Source organism: Shewanella gelidii (genome assembly GCF_014647855.1).
GTDB lineage: Bacteria > Pseudomonadota > Gammaproteobacteria > Enterobacterales > Shewanellaceae > Shewanella > Shewanella gelidii.
Window position 1 is genome coordinate 150,288 of record NZ_BMPZ01000002.1, and the last position, 17,620, is coordinate 167,907.

At 43.5% G+C, this 17,620-nt stretch carries 17 protein-coding genes and 2 tRNA genes; 7 read left to right on the forward strand and 12 right to left on the reverse strand.

All coding sequences use genetic code 11. The annotated features are described in order from the left end of the window. Positions 1 to 26 precede the first annotated feature (26 nt). Positions 27 to 1,556 (forward strand): putative bifunctional diguanylate cyclase/phosphodiesterase, encoded by a 1,530-nt coding sequence (locus tag IEY18_RS04230; protein ID WP_188918160.1) that lies wholly within the window; start codon positions 27 to 29, stop codon positions 1,554 to 1,556. A 70-nt stretch (positions 1,557 to 1,626) separates the two neighbouring features. On the opposite strand, the gene IEY18_RS04235 is transcribed toward IEY18_RS04230, so the two are convergent. Both IEY18_RS04235 and IEY18_RS04240 read right to left on the reverse strand, forming a co-directional pair. After that, the gene (locus tag IEY18_RS04235; RefSeq protein WP_188918161.1) at positions 1,627 to 2,085 is read right to left on the reverse strand and encodes an acyl-CoA thioesterase; all 459 of its coding nucleotides are present in this window, start codon (positions 2,083 to 2,085) and stop codon (positions 1,627 to 1,629) included. Positions 2,086 to 2,173: 88 nt separating this feature from the next. After that, positions 2,174 to 2,956 (reverse strand): substrate-binding periplasmic protein, encoded by a 783-nt coding sequence (locus IEY18_RS04240; protein ID WP_188918163.1) that lies wholly within the window; start codon positions 2,954 to 2,956, stop codon positions 2,174 to 2,176. Positions 2,957 to 3,197: 241 nt separating this feature from the next. Here IEY18_RS04240 and IEY18_RS04245 point away from each other — a divergent pair, with 241 nt between their 5' ends. Further along, on the forward strand, positions 3,198 to 3,623 hold the full coding sequence (locus IEY18_RS04245) for an OsmC family protein (RefSeq protein ID WP_188918165.1): 426 nt from the start codon (positions 3,198 to 3,200) through the stop codon (positions 3,621 to 3,623). Positions 3,624 to 3,781: 158 nt separating this feature from the next. On the opposite strand, the gene IEY18_RS04250 is transcribed toward IEY18_RS04245, so the two are convergent. The 8 genes from IEY18_RS04250 to IEY18_RS04285 form a co-directional block, all read right to left on the reverse strand. Next, positions 3,782 to 4,255, reverse strand: a complete 474-nt coding sequence (locus IEY18_RS04250; RefSeq protein ID WP_188918167.1) for a LabA-like NYN domain-containing protein — start codon at positions 4,253 to 4,255, stop codon at positions 3,782 to 3,784. Positions 4,256 to 4,418: 163 nt separating this feature from the next. Further along, positions 4,419 to 4,494: transfer RNA gene (locus IEY18_RS04255), tRNA-Thr, on the reverse strand. 6 nt (positions 4,495 to 4,500) lie between these two features. Then, positions 4,501 to 4,576: transfer RNA gene (locus tag IEY18_RS04260), tRNA-Phe, on the reverse strand. A 378-nt stretch (positions 4,577 to 4,954) separates the two neighbouring features. Further along, positions 4,955 to 5,566, reverse strand: coding sequence for an EF-hand domain-containing protein (locus IEY18_RS04265; protein ID WP_188918169.1), 612 nt, complete (start codon positions 5,564 to 5,566; stop codon positions 4,955 to 4,957). 235 nt (positions 5,567 to 5,801) lie between these two features. Beyond that, positions 5,802 to 7,202 carry a DUF3300 domain-containing protein gene (locus IEY18_RS04270; RefSeq protein ID WP_229779730.1) on the reverse strand — a complete coding sequence of 467 codons (1,401 nt, stop codon included), beginning with the start codon at positions 7,200 to 7,202 and terminating at the stop codon, positions 5,802 to 5,804. A 202-nt stretch (positions 7,203 to 7,404) separates the two neighbouring features. Further along, on the reverse strand, positions 7,405 to 8,784 hold the full coding sequence (locus IEY18_RS04275; protein ID WP_188918171.1) for an ATP-binding protein: 1,380 nt from the start codon (positions 8,782 to 8,784) through the stop codon (positions 7,405 to 7,407). Between the two features lie 50 nt (positions 8,785 to 8,834). Beyond that, complete coding sequence (locus IEY18_RS04280) at positions 8,835 to 9,509, reverse strand: response regulator transcription factor (protein WP_188918173.1); 675 nt, start codon at positions 9,507 to 9,509, stop codon at positions 8,835 to 8,837. Positions 9,510 to 9,588: 79 nt separating this feature from the next. Beyond that, positions 9,589 to 9,915 (reverse strand): PepSY domain-containing protein, encoded by a 327-nt coding sequence (locus IEY18_RS04285; RefSeq protein WP_229779731.1) that lies wholly within the window; start codon positions 9,913 to 9,915, stop codon positions 9,589 to 9,591. A gap of 407 nt (positions 9,916 to 10,322) precedes the next feature. On the opposite strand from IEY18_RS04285, the gene IEY18_RS04290 reads away from it, so the two are divergent. Further along, entirely contained in the window at positions 10,323 to 11,288 is a 966-nt protein-coding gene (locus IEY18_RS04290; protein WP_229779732.1) for a choice-of-anchor H family protein, read from the forward strand. Between the two features lie 153 nt (positions 11,289 to 11,441). Here the strand turns inward: IEY18_RS04290 and IEY18_RS04295 are convergent, their stop codons facing one another. Together IEY18_RS04295 and mutY are read right to left on the reverse strand one after the other, a co-directional pair. Then, positions 11,442 to 11,717 (reverse strand): oxidative damage protection protein, encoded by a 276-nt coding sequence (locus IEY18_RS04295; protein WP_188918176.1) that lies wholly within the window; start codon positions 11,715 to 11,717, stop codon positions 11,442 to 11,444. A gap of 116 nt (positions 11,718 to 11,833) precedes the next feature. Continuing rightward, a complete protein-coding gene (gene mutY / locus IEY18_RS04300) occupies positions 11,834 to 12,862 on the reverse strand; it encodes an A/G-specific adenine glycosylase (RefSeq protein ID WP_188918178.1) in 1,029 nt (342 codons plus the stop codon). Positions 12,863 to 13,323: 461 nt separating this feature from the next. Here mutY and trmB point away from each other — a divergent pair, with 461 nt between their 5' ends. The 4 genes from trmB (at position 13,324) to IEY18_RS04320 (ending at position 17,042) form a co-directional block, all read left to right on the forward strand. Beyond that, positions 13,324 to 14,037 carry a tRNA (guanosine(46)-N7)-methyltransferase TrmB gene (gene trmB / locus IEY18_RS04305; protein ID WP_188918180.1) on the forward strand — a complete coding sequence of 238 codons (714 nt, stop codon included), beginning with the start codon at positions 13,324 to 13,326 and terminating at the stop codon, positions 14,035 to 14,037. A 29-nt stretch (positions 14,038 to 14,066) separates the two neighbouring features. Then, positions 14,067 to 14,393 (forward strand): 50S ribosome-binding protein YggL, encoded by a 327-nt coding sequence (locus IEY18_RS04310; protein WP_188918182.1) that lies wholly within the window; start codon positions 14,067 to 14,069, stop codon positions 14,391 to 14,393. 440 nt (positions 14,394 to 14,833) lie between these two features. After that, positions 14,834 to 15,646 (forward strand): YggN family protein, encoded by an 813-nt coding sequence (locus tag IEY18_RS04315; RefSeq protein ID WP_188918184.1) that lies wholly within the window; start codon positions 14,834 to 14,836, stop codon positions 15,644 to 15,646. 454 nt (positions 15,647 to 16,100) lie between these two features. Further along, positions 16,101 to 17,042 carry a LysR family transcriptional regulator gene (locus tag IEY18_RS04320; protein WP_188918186.1) on the forward strand — a complete coding sequence of 314 codons (942 nt, stop codon included), beginning with the start codon at positions 16,101 to 16,103 and terminating at the stop codon, positions 17,040 to 17,042. The last annotated feature ends 578 nt before the right edge of the window (positions 17,043 to 17,620 follow it).

A 17,620-nucleotide genomic window follows, 5' to 3' on the forward strand; every position in this document is an offset into this window, starting at 1 on the left:
TCAATAGCGAAACAGCAGGAGGACACATGTTGCAGTTGGCATTTGTCGGGTTAGTTTTGATGGTGATTTTACTGTTTGTTGCGACTTGGTCTAGCCGTAAGGCTGTTCAGCGGATGAAACGATCGCAACAACAGCAAGCTGCGTTTGAGCAGACTTTAATTGAACAAGTTCGCCAACGAATCAATAAACCGCAAAGTTTGCAGTTATTGCCACAAACCGCGGAGCAGCATGTGCTTTGCAGCACTTTAGATTTGCTTATCGAAGAACTTCCCAAACAAAAGCATATCGATAAGTTAACCGGGCTTATTAATCGAGCCGGGCTCAAGCAAGCCTTACATCTGCATCAACCACTGCATCAAGGGACACTGGTCTTAGTTGATCTGTATCGCTTTAGACAAATCAATGATCTATTTGGTTTTACGTTCGGTGATCGCGTACTGCAAGCTTTTGGTAAACGAGTGAAAAATTTGCCGAGCTCTCCCACTGTCGTGGCTAGAATGGAAGGTGATGAATTTCTCTTTTACTTTGAAAGTCCTCTTGCGAAAGAAGCGCTAGATGATATCCAAACATTTTTGCTGAAAAGTCTTCTGATTGATAACACCCAAATTAATCTGACTCTGCAACTTGGTTTGCTGGATTTAAGTTTGCACCATGGTTCAACGAGTATGGTATTAAAACGTCTTGATCTCGCCAGAATTAAGGCGAAATCCTGTAAACCTAATGCGTTGGGAAGCTTAGTTGCGCATTATCAAAAGGGAGAAGATCAAATTCAGTTGCGGGAGCATTCCTTAGTTAGCCATTTACCAAAAGCATTAGAAGCTGGGCAGTTGAGTGTGCTATTTCAACCCAAGATCAACTTACACAATATGCAATTGGCACAGGCCGAAGCGCTTATTCGTTGGCAACACCCTGAGTACGGTGAAGTTTCCCCTGCAGAGTTTATTCCTTTGGTTGAAGGTGCGGGAATTATCGATATTGTCAGTATGTGGGTATTTGAAGAAGTTCTGCAGCAGCAAGCGGCTTGGTTAGCCGCTGGATTTGAGCTTGCGGTCGCGATTAACTTTTCGGCAAAAGATATTTCAAATACAAAGTTTATTGATCAAGTGCTGGCAAAGCTCAATGCGGCACCTGTGGCCAATCGATTGGTGGTGATTGAAATAACTGAAAGTGCATTAATGGATGATTTTGAAAGCGTGATTCAAGGGATTGAAAAGTTGAGAGTTCACGGCGTCAATATTGCCATCGATGATTTTGGTACGGGGCATTCGTCTCTGGCTTATTTAAAGCATCTTCCAGTGGATGAAATTAAAATTGATAAGGCCTTTGTTGATGGCCTGTTAGATGATGCGCATGCTGCCGAAATTATGCAAACCAGTATACGGCTTGCTAGTAACTTAGGGTTTAAAGTCACGGTCGAAGGTGTAGAAGAGCAACCCATTGCCGATGCTCTAATTTCTATGGGAGCGGATATGCTCCAAGGTGATTTATATGGTATCCCCCAAAGCGGTGAGCAAATACAGCAGTTTATTTTGAGTGGACAATCAGGCGCGCAATGATGGACGTCAATGGCACCAAACCCTACAAAAAAGCCATGTAAGACGTGGCTTTTTTGTTTAGTCTTACGCGCTAGAATTGAGGTGGTGTATCAAAGGTTTGCCCCAAAATATCAATGAGTTCGATTGGCATTGGTGCGAGCTGTCTTGATTTGTTCATGCATACCATTTCAATGGTAGCTGTAACTGCGGGTTTGGTTCCATTTGGGCGCCAAATTTCTTGTAACCATACCGTGCGATATTTGCTCTCGATATAAAAGCGGGTGCGAACATCGACTATCTCGGCAAACTCAACACCATCATGGCAATACATATCACTGCGATAAACAGCGAAACCTAAGCCCAAATCATCCCAAAGCTGATTTAAGCGCTGTGCATCAATAACGTGTTCTCTTGCTCGCTCAAAGTATTTGAGGAAGTTGGGGTGATATACCACGCCAGAAAAATCCGTATCTTCGTAATAGATTTGTACGGGGAAGCTAAAAGGTTTGCTGAGCTCCGGAGCTTTCTTTGGGTTTGGCTTGGTTGACATAATTAGGCTGTGGTTTTGACTGAAAGGCGGCCAGTCTAGCCGCATTTATTGGGAATCGCAATTGAGCTTTTATGAAGATGTCTGTCTTTTACAATTGCGGAGCTGTGGCATATCCCGCAATAAGATTGTGGTAAACCTCTTCTTGTAAAAACTCTTCAAGGCCTTGATCAAATAGCTGAACTAGCTGTTGCGCGTATGGGCGCTGCTTAGAGAATCCAATATAGATTTCACCCGTGTGTAACACGAATGCTTTACTTATCTCTGTTGCGACTCCCATTTGCTTAATATAACTTTCAGCAACTTTTTCATACATCACGGCTGCATCAATACGATTGACAAGCAAAAGGTTAATAAGTTGGTATTGGTTATCGACCACAACAAATTCAAGATCGTTACGACTCAAAATCTGCCCATCGTATTCAAATCCTTTAATCACGCCAACACGGGTTTTGTTTGCAAGCTGTTTGATGGTTCGTGCGGCGATTGGCCGTTTGGTATTTTCGAAAACGACCGAATTTGTAATAAATAAGGGGTGTTTGCCAAATAGATATTTGTCCGAGGCTGATTTATGACGACTGACATTAAACACCGCATCTACATCACCATTTTCTGCCATGAGTAGCGCGCGATTATAGGGCACGATGACAGAGCGAACTTCAACATTTTGTCGCTCAAATACGGTTTCAATGATCTGATGAGAGATCCCACGACCATATTGATCGGCAAACGGTGGCCAGCCATCTTCAGCGGCAATACTAATATGGTTTGGTGGGAGCTCAGTGGTTTCATTGTTGGCAAAAGTCGTCGTCGCAACCCCGAGGCTTAAAAACAGAAGGACGAATTGAAAGAGCCGAAGCCATGGAGGGGTCATATATTCCTTTATTGATCGAGTCGATATATCGGTGAAGGTTGTGATTTTATCAAACAACAGGCAATTCACCAAAGCGTTGGTGTCACTAAAAATCATAACAAAACGCAGCCAGCTTCGGAGTGCAACTTAAGTATGAAGCTGTATTCAAAGTAAAATTTAAAAATGTGAGCCGATTGCAGATTTTTTGATTTACTCGCATTAGAATAAGCTCATTGAAATAAAACTAATTCAAGGAATTGTTATGGCTGAAAAAATTGTAGAAGTGAATACTCATATGGCTGAGGGCTGGAAGGTGACGGCCCAAGTGCGCGAACACCAGTTGGTTATTGATCAGCCTACGGCAGGGAATGAAGGTGCAAATCCACTGGAAACATTTTTGTTCTCGTTAGCGGGGTGTATTTCAGCAATCGCCAAGATGGTTGCAAGAGATCAAAATGTTGAATTGCGTGGTTTCGATGTGCAAGTGAAGGCGGTGATGAATCCTGCGGGACTACTTGGTCAGCCTACCGATGATCCGGTCGGCTTTAAGAAAATTGATATGACAGCAAGTATTGATGCTGATTTAACGGAAGAGCAGAAAAAGGACTTTTTAGATACGGTTTGCCACCGCTGCCCGGTTCATGACAACCTACTGACACCCACGCTGGTGACTCACGACGTCGCTTAACGACTTATAAAATTGCCCTGTGTGTCACAAATTATACCAGCAGATGCGAGGTTGCACCTGCTGGTATGATGAAGCCAGTTAGGCTAGGGCATGGGTACCTTATCGCTTGCGAGTCCCATTATTGATTCTACTCACCTCGAACGATGATGCTCGCGTAATTACTTGAGCAGCCCTTCATCAATAGCATGATACTGGTTGGCAGCTTGGATAAGGGCATTTGCTGTGAGGCTTGGTACCCCAAAAACTTGGCTGGGTGTACCGTGTTTTGTCTGGATGTGACGCAATAGAATTTCAAAATCCCCATCACCAGAAAGCAAAATAATCTCGTCCACTATCGCTGCAGATTCTAAGATATCGATGGTAATCCCAACATCCCAATCACCTTTAGCTGAACCATCACTACGTTGAATAAATGGTTTCAATTTTACTTCAAAACCCATGTGCCGCAGGGCGTCTTGAAACTTGATTTGACCATCTTGCTGACTTGCGATTGCGTAAGCATTGGCTGTGACGATGTCGTATTGCTCATCTAACTGTTGCCATAGTTTGCGATAATTGAATTGGCGCTGATAAGCTTGCCTGCAGGTGTAATATACATTCTGTACATCAACAAATATGGCGACTTTCTTCATAGTGTCCTGATTGTGCGGAGTTGTTGGTTAGTACACCCTAGCATACTCGGAGAGGAGAACTGTTCTTGATGAAGATTACAAGTTCAGCTATTGGGTTTTATGTTACTTCCAAAGGGTATAGATAACAAAAAAGCCACTCAGTTGAGTGGCTTTTTTGTTTATATGGTGCCGGCACCAAGAGTCGAACTCGGGACCTACTGATTACAAGTCAGTTGCTCTACCAACTGAGCTATGCCGGCGAATTGTGGTGCCCGAACCCGGAATCGAACCAGGGACACGAGGATTTTCAATCCTCTGCTCTACCAACTGAGCTATTCGGGCAACTAAACTAAGCGTTAGTTTTCTACTTCAAACTCGTGGTCGATGACCTGTCTCGTTTGGAGTGCGCGTATAATATAGCGCTCTAATTTTTCCTGCAAGTGGTTTTTTCAATTTAAATTCACGTTCGGCTAGTTAATGCACAAACTGGTGTTTTTTTGTTGTACATGAAGTTTTACAGAGCAATTCTGTGCTGCTGTAGAGCCGCACGAAGCATGTAAGCGGGGGCGATGTGAACAAAAAAGCCTCGAATTGTCGCATCATTGCGAGTGCAAAGATACTCATCGAGGCTGAAGAGAGAAACCCTGAAGGCGTTAACGTGTATTGTGGCGAATGTGCCGCAAACTAACCGATGCCTACAATCATCTTCATAAAAAATTGCTAGTCGTAGTTTCGCTTGGTGTTCATTTGGTGTTGTTTAAATTCCTCTGGGCTCACGGTGCCATTTTTATCGATATCAATTTCTGCAAATCGAGTTCTTGGTTGTTTTTGATTTCTACCTTGGCCATTTTTCTGGTTGGCTTGTCGACGCAATTGTCGTGCCTCGGTTAACTCTTGCTGAGTTAGCTGGCCATCGTGATTTAAATCGAATTCAGAAAAGTCGGGCCGTTTATTTCTTCTCATCATTGGCTTTTTAGTTTGTTGTACCAAAGGAAGCATGGTTTCCATTTGCCGCTCTCGTTGCACGGTTGCGAGCTCTTGCCGGCTAATTTTCTGATCGTGATTACTATCTATTTCCTCGAAACTTGGCGACGTTTTAGCTCCAAGATTGGGTTTACCGTCTTTTTGCTGTTTTTGTAAACGCTCCGTTCTCGTTTGTTTATATTCTTTTGCAGAAATAAAACCATCTTGATTAGCATCAAATTGGCTAAAAGGGATTGGACCCGTAGCATCGATATCTTTGGGTTGAGTTTCTGTCTCAGCTTGAACGTAAAGGCTTAATCCTAGTAAAGGAAAGAAACAAGAGATTATAAAAAATTTTTGGTTATTCATTGGAGACTCCTTTTCCATGGTTCACTGGGGAGCCAGCACCTTCAGCGGTAGTTGGGTGAGACTACGTAACTGAAACTTTGGTGCTGGCTGAAACCAAAAGTGACAACAACATGGTAAGGGCTCAGTGCTGAAAAACGAGTTAAAGCTTGTTCATCTGATATTCGTTTGGATTTGGAGGGTCGTTTTTCGAGGTAAGAAAAAGCCCAAATGTTGTGTCTACATTTGGGCTGCATGGCTACTTTTCTCTAGACTTTGTTCGCGCATGGCTATTTGATTTGTGACTTTTGCTTCGACTTTGGTTCGAAGACCTTGATTTTTGCGAGCTTTGTTGGCTCCTTATGCGGCTTGCTTGTGCTTGTTTACGTTGCGGCACCTTATTTACAGATTGATGTTGCTCGGTACGAGTTTTAGACGCCTTGCGGGAAGAGTCCTTATATTGCGTATTGCTGTTACGTGTGTTGTATTGCGCCTTGACTCGGGGTTGCTTATGCCGAGCTTCATTATTGAGGCGTGGCTTTGAATAAGTCTTTTGTGCATGTTTTGTTTGATGCGAAGACTTTACTCGAGTTTGATTTAAACGCTGTTGTACCGCTTTATGTTGCTCACGACTTTTATGTGCTGTGGACTTCACATTATGGCTCGAACGTTTATCACTTTTTGTCAGCTGATGTTTTGTATGACGAGATTTACTAAAGCGCTTTTCAACCGATTGACTTCGATAATGAACACCACGACGATGCTCCGGCTTATGTTGCCAGCGTTTCGCGCCATGGCTCGTCACGATACGTTGGCGTGGGCGGTAATAGTGGCTATTTCTATGGCTTGTTACAACCACATGACGCTTATGCCAATGGAATGAGCTAAAAAAATAGTTAAAACTAATTTGCACACCCGTGTTCCAATAAAAGTGGCTGTGTCTATAGTTTGCGTGGCGACCATAGCCGATATTAACTCCAACATAGCTTGGCTGCATATGCCAATAAACCGGTGGGTATTTGTGCCATCTCCAGTGACCATATACGACTCTTGTGTCGTAATAGGGCACATAAATAACTTCTGTTCTAGTGGGCTCAATAATGATTTTTTGGCCTACATGCCGAACCGCTAGGTTCCCCATATTGTCTAAGTTGTCGGCTTGGTATGCTTGTTGACGCAGGGATTGAATGCTATCGAGTACTCTGGCTTCATTTTGTAAAAACGCATCACCCAGATTTTGAGTCCAGTCTAAATCTTCATTTAGTTGTTTGAGGACACTTGGAAACGCAACCAGAGCTTTGACGCTGGGATCCCAATTCTGCTTTTCGGCTTTACGCATTAAGCGCTTAGTATTGAGGTATTGATATTCTTGTTGCCAGCGATAGGCCTGCACAATTTCGAGCGGATAGGTTGCTGCAATAAGAATATGGGTGAGCAAGCTATCTGGGTATAAAGCGATAGGCGCAAGCATTTGTTCGAGTTGTGCGCGGTTAAATATTTGCTGGTCATAGCTGTCGCTATATTGTCCACCATCGCCATAACTTGTTGCCCGAGCTTGGTCATTATTGTCGCTAGCTGCGACGGCCATGGTTGATGACAATGATACTGCACTAAGGGCAATGCCTATTGTTAAATTGCGCCAATTGAGTCCTGATTTCATATCATCTCCAAGGGTTTTTGATGAGCTTAGTGAGATATTAATCAAATACAGATGAACAAGAGCTTAAGGTCTATTCCTGCGATTTATTGGGTTTCATTTGTTTAGGAACTCACAGAACCTTGCGCTTTACTGGCATTTTTGAAAGCACTGCCAGTGCTAGCCTGAGGGAAGAAGAGGGGCGAGGGAGGTTTAAGATGGTTCGTTAGCGTGGAAACTGGCAGCGAAACAGCGCACCGCCTAGATCTGTTGAGCGGGAAATCGTGAGTTGACCTTGATAGCTGTCGACCAAATCACTCACGATAGCCAAGCCTATACCATGACCATTTTGATAACTGTCAGCTCGGATCCCGCGTTGGATGATCTTGTCTTGTTGCTCAGGACTCACCCCTTGACCGTCATCTCCAATTTCAAACACAAGCAGTGATTGCTCTTGGTAGACTTTTAGGTTGACCGTCGCCTTTGCTGCCTTGCAGGCATTATCGAGCAGATTGCCGAGAATTTCGGTTAAGTCTGCTTCATCTCCTTTAAAAACGGCTCCATTTTCAACATCTAAGGCGATGTGGATAGCAGGCTCTCGATAAATTTTGGCTAAGGTGCGAGCCAGTTTTTGAGCAATATTTTCAACGCCAATGCCTAAATGCCATGCCGAACCTGCAGCGGTTTGAGCTCGCTTGAGCTGGTGTCCAATAATATGATTAATATTATCCACTTGTTCCATTGATGACTGATTGAGATCGGCTTGACTTTGGATAACGGCTAGTGGTGTTTTCAGACTATGGGCCAGATCGGAGAGCGCATTTCGGTAGCGTTTGCGCTGGTTTTGTTCCGTGGTGAGTAAAGTGTTTAATTGGCGCGCAACGTCTTGTAACTCCGTCGGGTAATCTTGACTGAGCTGCTCGGCTTCACCGGTTTCTACCCAAGCGAGTTCCTGCTTAAATTTCTTTAATGGTTTTAGAGTCCAAGCAAGCCAGCTAAACTGAATGATGCTGAGAAAAACCATTAAAAAACTTAACCATAACCAAAGCTTATTACTAAAAGCGTCAATTTGCTCGGTGGACGTAATTTGATCCTGCACAATATGGATGGTGAGCGGGACCTGAGTTGTGGCACTGGTAAAATTCACACTAAAACTATACAGGTGATGCATTGCGCCATTGAACCAAATTTCTTGAAAAGCGCTCTTACCTACCGAAGGGGTCGGCCAGTTTTGTGGCAGTTCTATGCCGATGACGGAAGCCGACTGCCAAGCAATATGAGGCAGCTTAGGTTTACTCAATTTGTTTGAGCTTGGGTTTGGGCGCGTAATAACAGTATAGAGACCGGATTGAACGAGGTTGAATTGGTTTTCCAGTAAAGCTTCTGGCATGACTAGCGTTTGTTCTTCAACTTCGGCAACAGCAAGAACAGAGTAAAAATAGGCGTTTAATTCGTTTTTTACCGCGCTCATCACCTGGCGTTCTACCGCATCGCTCAATGTGATGCCTATCATTGGAAGAATGAGAACAATAATGAGCACCGCGCTCACGAATAAACGAGAGCGCAGGGAGTTGAGCGGTTTTGTTTTCGCTGATGGGGATGTCATCTCAACGGCCTTGATAACTCATGATGATTAATGCGTATTCTTCACCATATTTACTGAATATTGTTGAGTCGATAGCCTTGACCACGGAGGGTTTCAATCAGATTAAACTGGTTATCAGGATCGAGTTTGATACGTAAACGTCGAATAAAGACTTCAATAACATTCGAGTCTAAATCAAAATCTTGATCATAAATGTGTTCAATCAACTCAGTTTTAGATTTCACTTCGCCAAGATGTAGCATGAAAAAAGCGAGCAGTTTGTATTCTGAACCGCTTAGCTTCACTAGCTCTTCACCTTTAAAAACTTCATGGCTACTGGTGTTTAAACTGATGTGGCCATTTTCTATCACTGGGCTCGCTTTTCCCGCAGAGCGGCGGATGAGTGCTTTGATCCTGGCAACCAGCTCTTCTGGGTGAAATGGCTTAGTTAGATAGTCATCTGCGCCAGCATCGAGTCCTTCAACCTTATCTTGCCAGCTATCGCGAGCAGTGAGAATCAAAATAGGAAAGCCAATGTCCTGTTTACGGACTGATTTAATTAGCGAAATGCCATCGAGTTTGGGCAGGCCTACATCAATAATTGCCGCGTCATAATCGTATTCATTCGCCTGGAATAGGCCTTCCTCTCCATCTGATGCGACATCAACACTATATTTTGAGTTCAAAAGCTGCTGTTTTAAATTGCTTTGAAGCTCAAGATCATCTTCTACTAACAAGAGTCGCATGAGTATTTCCTTATTGGGTTAAAAGTTGCCTGAGCCTGCGTGCTTGGGAGGCGTTTTCGAGTGGTTCATCTGTGCTCGGTTAGCGAGACATCGCGCCTGTTTGCGCATTCACGCCGACATAAAAGACTTGTCCATCATTGCTCAACAATTTGACTCGGTAGCCAGGGCTGCCGCCAACATTGGCAGAAGACACCTTGAGCACTTTTCCGGCATAACGCTGTTTGACCATTTGCACTGCTTGCTTGCCTGATTTCACACGCAAGCGGCTGTTCTTTCCTTCATTTTTTATGCTCGCACCGGCGATGGTGACGGCGATGAAAGATTGATTGCCATAGGAGATTGCCGCCTGAACTGGAGCAATAAGACATAAAACACAACCAAGTAAAATCGCTTTGGCAATCTTCATATTTACACCATATAAACTAAGATCTAGCGCTAGTGCGCCAATGAGTGAGCCCAGTGTAAGATATCCTTTCTTAATTGCCCACCCCTATTGATTTATCTGCACTTTTATATGCACTACGCTCTGCACTCAATGAAACTCGCGAAACCATATCACTGCGATAATATAGAGCTTTTGTCAAAGGACCACGAAAGATCGTGACGTTTGTTTTTCAAACAGAGCATTTGATACTGCAATCACTATAGCGACTTTCGATGAACGCAAGCTTAACAATGAAAACCTTTGTTAATCACATTAAGTTTATGTCTATAAAGGTATTTGTTGGATTTTATGAGCGTGTTTATTCATCTTGCATTCACCTGCGATGAACTTTAATAGCTGCAACTGTTGAAGTGAGTGGAGTGTTTAAGATGCAAAAGCCAACACAACCAATTTCCCATGTTTATGCAACACGCGTATCGATGGGGCACGATGTTATGAAAGTCATGACATCGTTAGTCTCCGTGCTAGCAATGGCACTGTTAATTACCACGGTTACGGGACTGTTGATGAAGCATAGCGCCGTCGCAGCCACCAGCCAAAATGATGGCAAGCGCGTGCAAAGTTCAATTGAACGTCAGGTTGCAGTTCAAGGTGTTGAGTTGAGCCTTGAAGATAAAGATAATTTGAAGAAAGCGCTGCTCGATGGGACGATGGCGCTTAATCATCCCAATAAGCATTTGGCGCCTCAGCAGACGTCACCATCAAAATCAGTGGTGCTCGCTGAAACCGGCGGTACACTGACCCGCGAGCAAGTGATCCAGTCTCGTCAAAGTAGCTTGACGACAAAAGCTGAGTCTCCGAATTACTCAGACGCCATATACCACGAGTTTTCTATCTATGATGCGAGTAGTCGGTTATTTCAAGATGACGATTATGATGGCTTTTACCAAACGTTTGGGGTGATTTTTGATGCAGATGTATACGCCCCAATTGGAGACGATACTGCATTGGTATACGCCGACTTATATTTGAGCCAAGATGGTGGGCCTTGGGAGCACTATTACACTACAGATGTGTTTACCATTCAGGGCGATTCGGAAACCGACAACTATGAAGTTGTTACTACGCTTAACGCTGGCTACCGGTCAGATCATTATGATGTATTGATTGATCTGTATGAAGTGGGCTATAGCGATATCGTCGCGACCATCAGCTCAGATGAAACCGACGGCTTATATGCCTTGCCCCTTGAAAGTACTGAATATGACACACCCTATGAACCCGTGACCGAAGAAGTGATAATTATTGAAGAGACCCACAGTGGCGGTTCAATATCGATACTTGGGCTTTTGTTTGCATCTATCCTAATCGCTTGGCGTCGCAAGCAGAGTTAGTTGCAATACTGGTGAATAGCTGACGTTCGTGTCATTGAAATGAATCTAGCTTCAATCTGGCATTTGACTCCAACAAAAAAGAGCGCTGAATTAGGCGCTCTTTTTTATTGTGTTTTTAACAGTTACAAGTAAAAGTAACTCATATATCAGGACTTAATCATCCTTTTGCGGCACATAACCTTCAATTTCAACATCTTTACCTTCAAACAAAAAGTTTGTCATTTGCTCTTCTAGTAATTTGCGATCATCAACATTCATCATGTTGAGCTTTTTCTCATTGATCAACATGGTCTGTTTTGATTGCCACAGTGCCCAAGCTTCTTTACTGATACTGTCGAAAATGCGCTTGCCGAGATCGCCAGGGTAAAGTTGGAAGTCGAGTCCATCTGCTTCTTTTTTTAGGTAAACGCAGTTTACGGTGCGGGCCATGTTTACTCCTTATTGGGGTCGAATTCAAAGTTGGGGCAACCCAACTGTTGAAGGATGGGCTTATTTATACCAGAGACTCTCAATCGGTGCCATGACTAGGCGTTGCTTTGAGGCGTTCAAAGGTGCTTTAAAATGAACTTTTTTATTGGGGTAGGCAGCCCTAGCTCAGTGAGTTGTTCAGCAGTAAACCATTGTTGCGGGTTAGGAGTCGAATCAACCGCATCAAGTGTCCATACTTTTGCCTCTAATTTGTAGTGGGTAAAAGTATGTTTAAATTGACCTTTTTCCAACACGCTTTGCTTTGTGGTGCGCTCTTGAATTTGCAATGGTTCACTGTTTAGCTGGGGTAAGCACCATAAGGCTCCCCAGATCCCAGACTCATTGCGTTTTTCTAGCAATAATTTGCCATCCTGCTGTAGCCAAAGAAAGTGGCCAGTTTTAAGCGGAATTGTTTTTTTCGGTTTAGGCGTTGGAAGCTGAAGAACTCTCTGCTCTGTATAAGCAAGGCAGTGGGGTTGGAAGTGGCAAACGTCGCACTTCGGGGTCTTTGGGCGGCAAATGGTCGCGCCCATATCCAGCAACCCTTGTGCGAATTGGCGGTTATTTTGGTTTGGAGTATACAGCTCGGCCTTTTGCCAAAGAGCTTTATCGACCTTACTGGTGCCAGGAATGCCTTCGATACCGAAAAAACGACAAAATAGGCGTTTTACATTGCCATCGACAATCGGACCATAACTGTCATAGGCAAATGAAGCAATAGCCCCTGCGGTATAACGGCCGACACCGGGAATTTTAATCAACTCTGATAAAGTGGTTGGAAATTCGCCAGCGCATTCGTTCAATATATATTGAGCGGCTTTTTTCAAATTTCGAGCACGAGAGTAATAACCTAGCCCTTGCCAATGACTCATCACTTCGTCTTCAGCTGCGACAGCTAATGATTCAATATGGGGAAAGCGCTCCATCCAGCGCAAGAAATAGGGGATTACCGTAGTAACCTGAGTTTGTTGCAGCATAATCTCAGATACAAGCACGCGATAAGGTGTTGGGTTGACCTGCCAAGGGAGATCGTGACGGCCTTGTTGTTTTTGCCAATCCAGAAGTAATTGTTGAAATTGTATCGGTGATAGCGTGGACTGCGGCATTTGAACATAAACCTTTTACAAAGATGGCTGCGGCGAAATGAATGAGAAGCGTGAACTCTTTTGACATGCAGTGATTGATGATGACTCGCAATGTCAGTTGCAGTGTATCGGTATGCCTATATAGGCACAAGGTTGATGCCGTGAAAGCCATTTGTTTGCGTCGTGGATTGATAAATCCAATGCGTGAGATTTGAGTTTCATTCAGCAAAGATTCGCACAACAGACTAACCTTGATATACTTTCGGCCTTATAGGGCTTGCGTTCACGGCTTAACTTTGGATAATGCCCTACTTTTCGACTGCAATGGTGAATTTGGTGAGTGCCAGTTTGCTTGAGTTCAATCGCGTTGAAAGCCCAAAAATCCAGAAAATAGTGTGCTTTTTTATGAGTGACAGCCACTGATGTAAACCCAGCTTTGGGGATGGATGAACTCTAGATAGATTAATTAGGCGAGGAGCCAGATGAGCGAAGTTACCACAGCTGAATTTAATGAAGACGGCAAATATCTGCGTAAGGTGAGAAGCTTTGTTTTACGTGAAGGTCGTTTGACCAAAGGTCAGGCGCAAGCGATGGAGCAACAATGGCCTGTTATGGGAATTGATTATTCTGATCAAGCGATTGATCTGAATGAAGTCTTTGGTCGCGATGCAGATACCGTACTTGAGATTGGTTTTGGTATGGGTGCTTCGTTGGTTGAAATGGCTAAAGCTGCACCATCAGAAAATTTCATTGGCATTGAAGTGCATAAACCGGGTGTTGGCGCTTGCTTAGCTGATGCAGCTGCCGCTGAAGTGACCAATTTAAAAGTCTTTCATCATGATGCCGTTGAGGTTTTAGAGCATACAATTGCAGACAATAGCCTCGCTCGGGTGCAATTATTCTTTCCTGATCCTTGGCATAAAAAGCGCCATCATAAACGCCGAATTGTACAAACCGAGTTCGCCGAACTTATTCTTCGCAAACTCAAGGTCGGTGGTGTTTTCCATCTCGCAACCGACTGGGAAAATTACAGCGAGCATATGCTTGAAGTGATGTCTGCTGTAGACGGGTATCGTAACCAGTCTAAAACTAATGATTTTGTTGAGCGTCCTGAGCATCGTCCATTAACTAAGTTTGAAGCCCGCGGGCAGCGCTTAGGTCATGGTGTTTGGGATCTGATGTTTGAAAAGATTTAATTAATTACCCATATCTAAGGAATGTAACTATGGCAGCAAATCGTAGTCGCCGTTTACGCAAGAAGCTTCGCGTCGATGAGTTTCAAGAGTTTGGCTTTGATGTCAACTGGAAGTTTAATGATGACGTGAGTGAAGATGCGATAGACACTATTGTTGATCAATTTATTGCACAAGTGATTGAGCCGCGTTCACTGGGCTTCCATGGTGGTGGCCATAAAGAGTGGGAAGGCATCATTGCCACACAAGCTATTGGCAAGTGTACCGAAGAAGACCGCAAAGCGGTTCAAGACTTCTTTGCCAAACAACCTGCTTCAAACGTGGAAGTTACAGAGCTTTACGATATTTGGTGGAGTTAGTCAGTTAAGGCTCCATTAAGTAGCTAAAGCAGATGAAAGGCTTATCGCGATTTATTGCGATAAGCCTTTTTAATAGGGGCACACGAATCAATTTTGCGAATTCGCCTGTTCAATAATCGCTTGAGTGCTTGCGACTGTCTTACCCATTTAATCTTTTTGATTCCCAGAATGTGCTAGAAAACTTCCTAACGATGCTTTTAGCCTGTATGGGCTTAACTAGAGTTTCAATAGGGCTATCTCTGGTTGTTGACGTGCGTGTCGAAAGTGCCACTTTCAACTGTGATTCTGGCTAATTTATCGTGCTTTTTACTATTCACTGTCTCAGACATCTTGTTTTTTTAAATAATAAATTTACCTAAGTTATTGATTATATTTTATTTGGCAGTGTTGGCATCGTTTGTGCAATGTCTAGGTTATCAATAGAAGAAAGGATCTAAACGATGAACATGAATAAGCTAGTAACGGGTATTGCGACTTCAGTCTTTATTTTTGGTGCCGTGATAGCACCTGCTATTGCGCATTCGTCCCATGATGAGGGTTGTGATGTTTCGCTCAATTATGATGTTGTGATAGAGCCCCAAAAACTAGTATTAAACCAAGGTGACACAGAAGCCTATCGCGTTGACCATGGCAAATTATTTGTGAATGGTGAGCAAGTTGAACTCAATGCAAAACAACGAAAAATCCTCAACACCTATGTTGACGAAGTTTCTACGCAAGTTCCGGAAGTGATTGAAGTGGTAAACGAAGCCGTTTCTCTGGCAACAGAAGCCGTGACTATGGCGTTCACCCCACTCTTTGGTGAACAAACCAGCGCAAAATTCGAAGGCTTAATGGAAGGCATTAGCGAACGCATTGAAGGTGTTGCCTATCAACACGGAGACAAGTTCTATCTCGGTGCGACTGAAGATTCTGTAGAAGAGGCGTTTAACGAAGAGTTTGAAAAAGAAATTGAGTCTCTAGTTCAGAATTCTTTAGGCAGCATGATGATGGCGCTTGGTGGTCAAATGCTGTCGAGTGATGGCGACAGCTTTGAGCAAAAAATGGAAGCATTTGGTGAGAAAATGGAGTCAATTGGTGACGACATTGAAAAACAGTTTGAATTGCAAGGCCAAAACCTTGAGTACAAAGCAGACAAACTATGTGAGAACTTTGAACGTTTGCTTGTGATTGAAGCGCAAATGCGGGATGAAATTCCAGAGTTAAACAAATTTCCACTGGCTGATTCAGATAGCTATTCATCATTGATGTAAGTTCTCTACCCAGTTCCAGTTCTATTAGGTTCGAAATCCCTGGACGTTCCTTCCCCTGTACTTCCCTTGGTGCAGGGGCTTTTTTATACCGGGTCTCCCTTCCATACACTGCTAAAAAAGCGATTACTATTTCAGTTTTCGTAGTCATCTGACTTACAAAACTAATCCTAGTGTCTCCCTCAACCTTGCTGGCAAGGTTAGCGCCGTCGATTGTTCTAATTTCAAGGTTCAATAAACTTACTGATGAATAATGGAGTTCATCGTAAAATATTTGGTATACTTCTAAAAAATAACAAAAAACTTGGTAAATTGCCGAGTTAGATACACTCTACTAAAGTGAGCTTTATGGGGTAATTGATTGTTTTGAAAAACAAAAGATGTTTTTTATAGCTTAATCAATACAACACCCACAAAGTATCTTATTCAGTGTCGTAAACAGCTTAAGGCGACTTTCATGTTAGAACTGTTAGAACCAATTGCAATTTTTACTCATGTAGCGAGGGCTGGAAGTTTCAGCGCTGCCGCAAGAAAGCTGGGGATCTCTAAGTCTAAAGTGAGCACACAGGTGGCTGATTTAGAGCATAAGTTGGGTGTCCAGTTAATTCAGCGTACTACACGCAGTTTGAGTATGACCGAAGCCGGTCATTTGCTGTACGTACAGGGTGAAGAGCTGCTGCGTGGGGCAGAGCAAGCTGTGGCGAGTGTCCACAACTTGAATGATGCCACTCGCGGTGTACTGAAGGTGGGTATCTCTGAGTCCTTTGGTACTATGCACATCATTCCGGCACTGCCAGACTTTATGGCTAAACACCCAGAACTAGAGCTTCAGGTCAGCTTGCTTGATCATAAAGTTGATGTTGTCAGTGAAGGTTTAGATTTGCTACTGACGATGTCTGAACAGCTTCCCTTAGGGATGGTTGCACGACCTCTGATGACCTGTAACTTCATGTTAGTTGCATCGCCTGAGTATATTGCACGTCACGGAGAACCCAAAACACCGGAACAGTTGGTTGAACATAACTGTCTTGTGTATAAAGGTGAGTGGCATGAACACAGTATGTGGCAATTTAAAAAGGGCGATGATTACTGTGAAATCGGTGTTTCCGGCAACTTTAGAGTCGATAATGCACCAGCACTGAAATCAGCGGCAATTAGTGGGCTAGGTATTGGTTATCTGGCGAGCTACTTGTTCGAGGATGAAGTTCAGAAAGGTACTTTGGTACCCTTGATGCGCGATTGGCAGCTCACGAACCACTTGCCATTACAAGCGGTTTACCCGCGTCGTAAGCATTTGGCGCCTAAAGTGAGTGCGTTTATCGAGTTCATTAAGAACCATATTGAAACGCCACCATATTGGGATCGCCCTTACCAAGAACTATACAAAGAAAGAATGTAATTCAAAAACATTGTTTTGTGAGTTGTATAATGCGCATCCTTTCGGGGGTGTGCATTTTTATTGCTTTTTATTCATTGGTTTACTATGTGTTTATTTGCCAATGGTTCGTGAGGGGAATTGAGTTTTTGAGAAGTTTTCAAGTTCACTACTTGCACTCTGTTCTGATATGAATACAATGGAAGTCAGTTGATTCAAGATTTGAAGTTAGGTGTTGCCAAGAATGACCCCTCTTGGTTGGTACATTCAAATCAGGCATAGTTGCAATTGAGTCATCGCTGGTCGCGTTTACGAACTAAAACAACACCGGCTTTGAAACCATCATCCTATATTGGTTTACCCCGTCTTTTTGTCGGGGTAATTTTTTGCCTAAAATTTGACTCAGTCGCATTACTGAATTATCTCTTTGCTGGGTTCCGTTTCCTATTTCCTCCCGATTGTTTTAAAAATGAGAGAGTGGCTTCTCAGCCAACACTGAGTCGATTAAGTCATGTTGCTGCGATGTTTCTCTCAACCTGAATAAAGTCGTGGTTTTTCACCCACTTCTATTTACGTCGTGGCACTTCGCCCGTGCCCGAGCT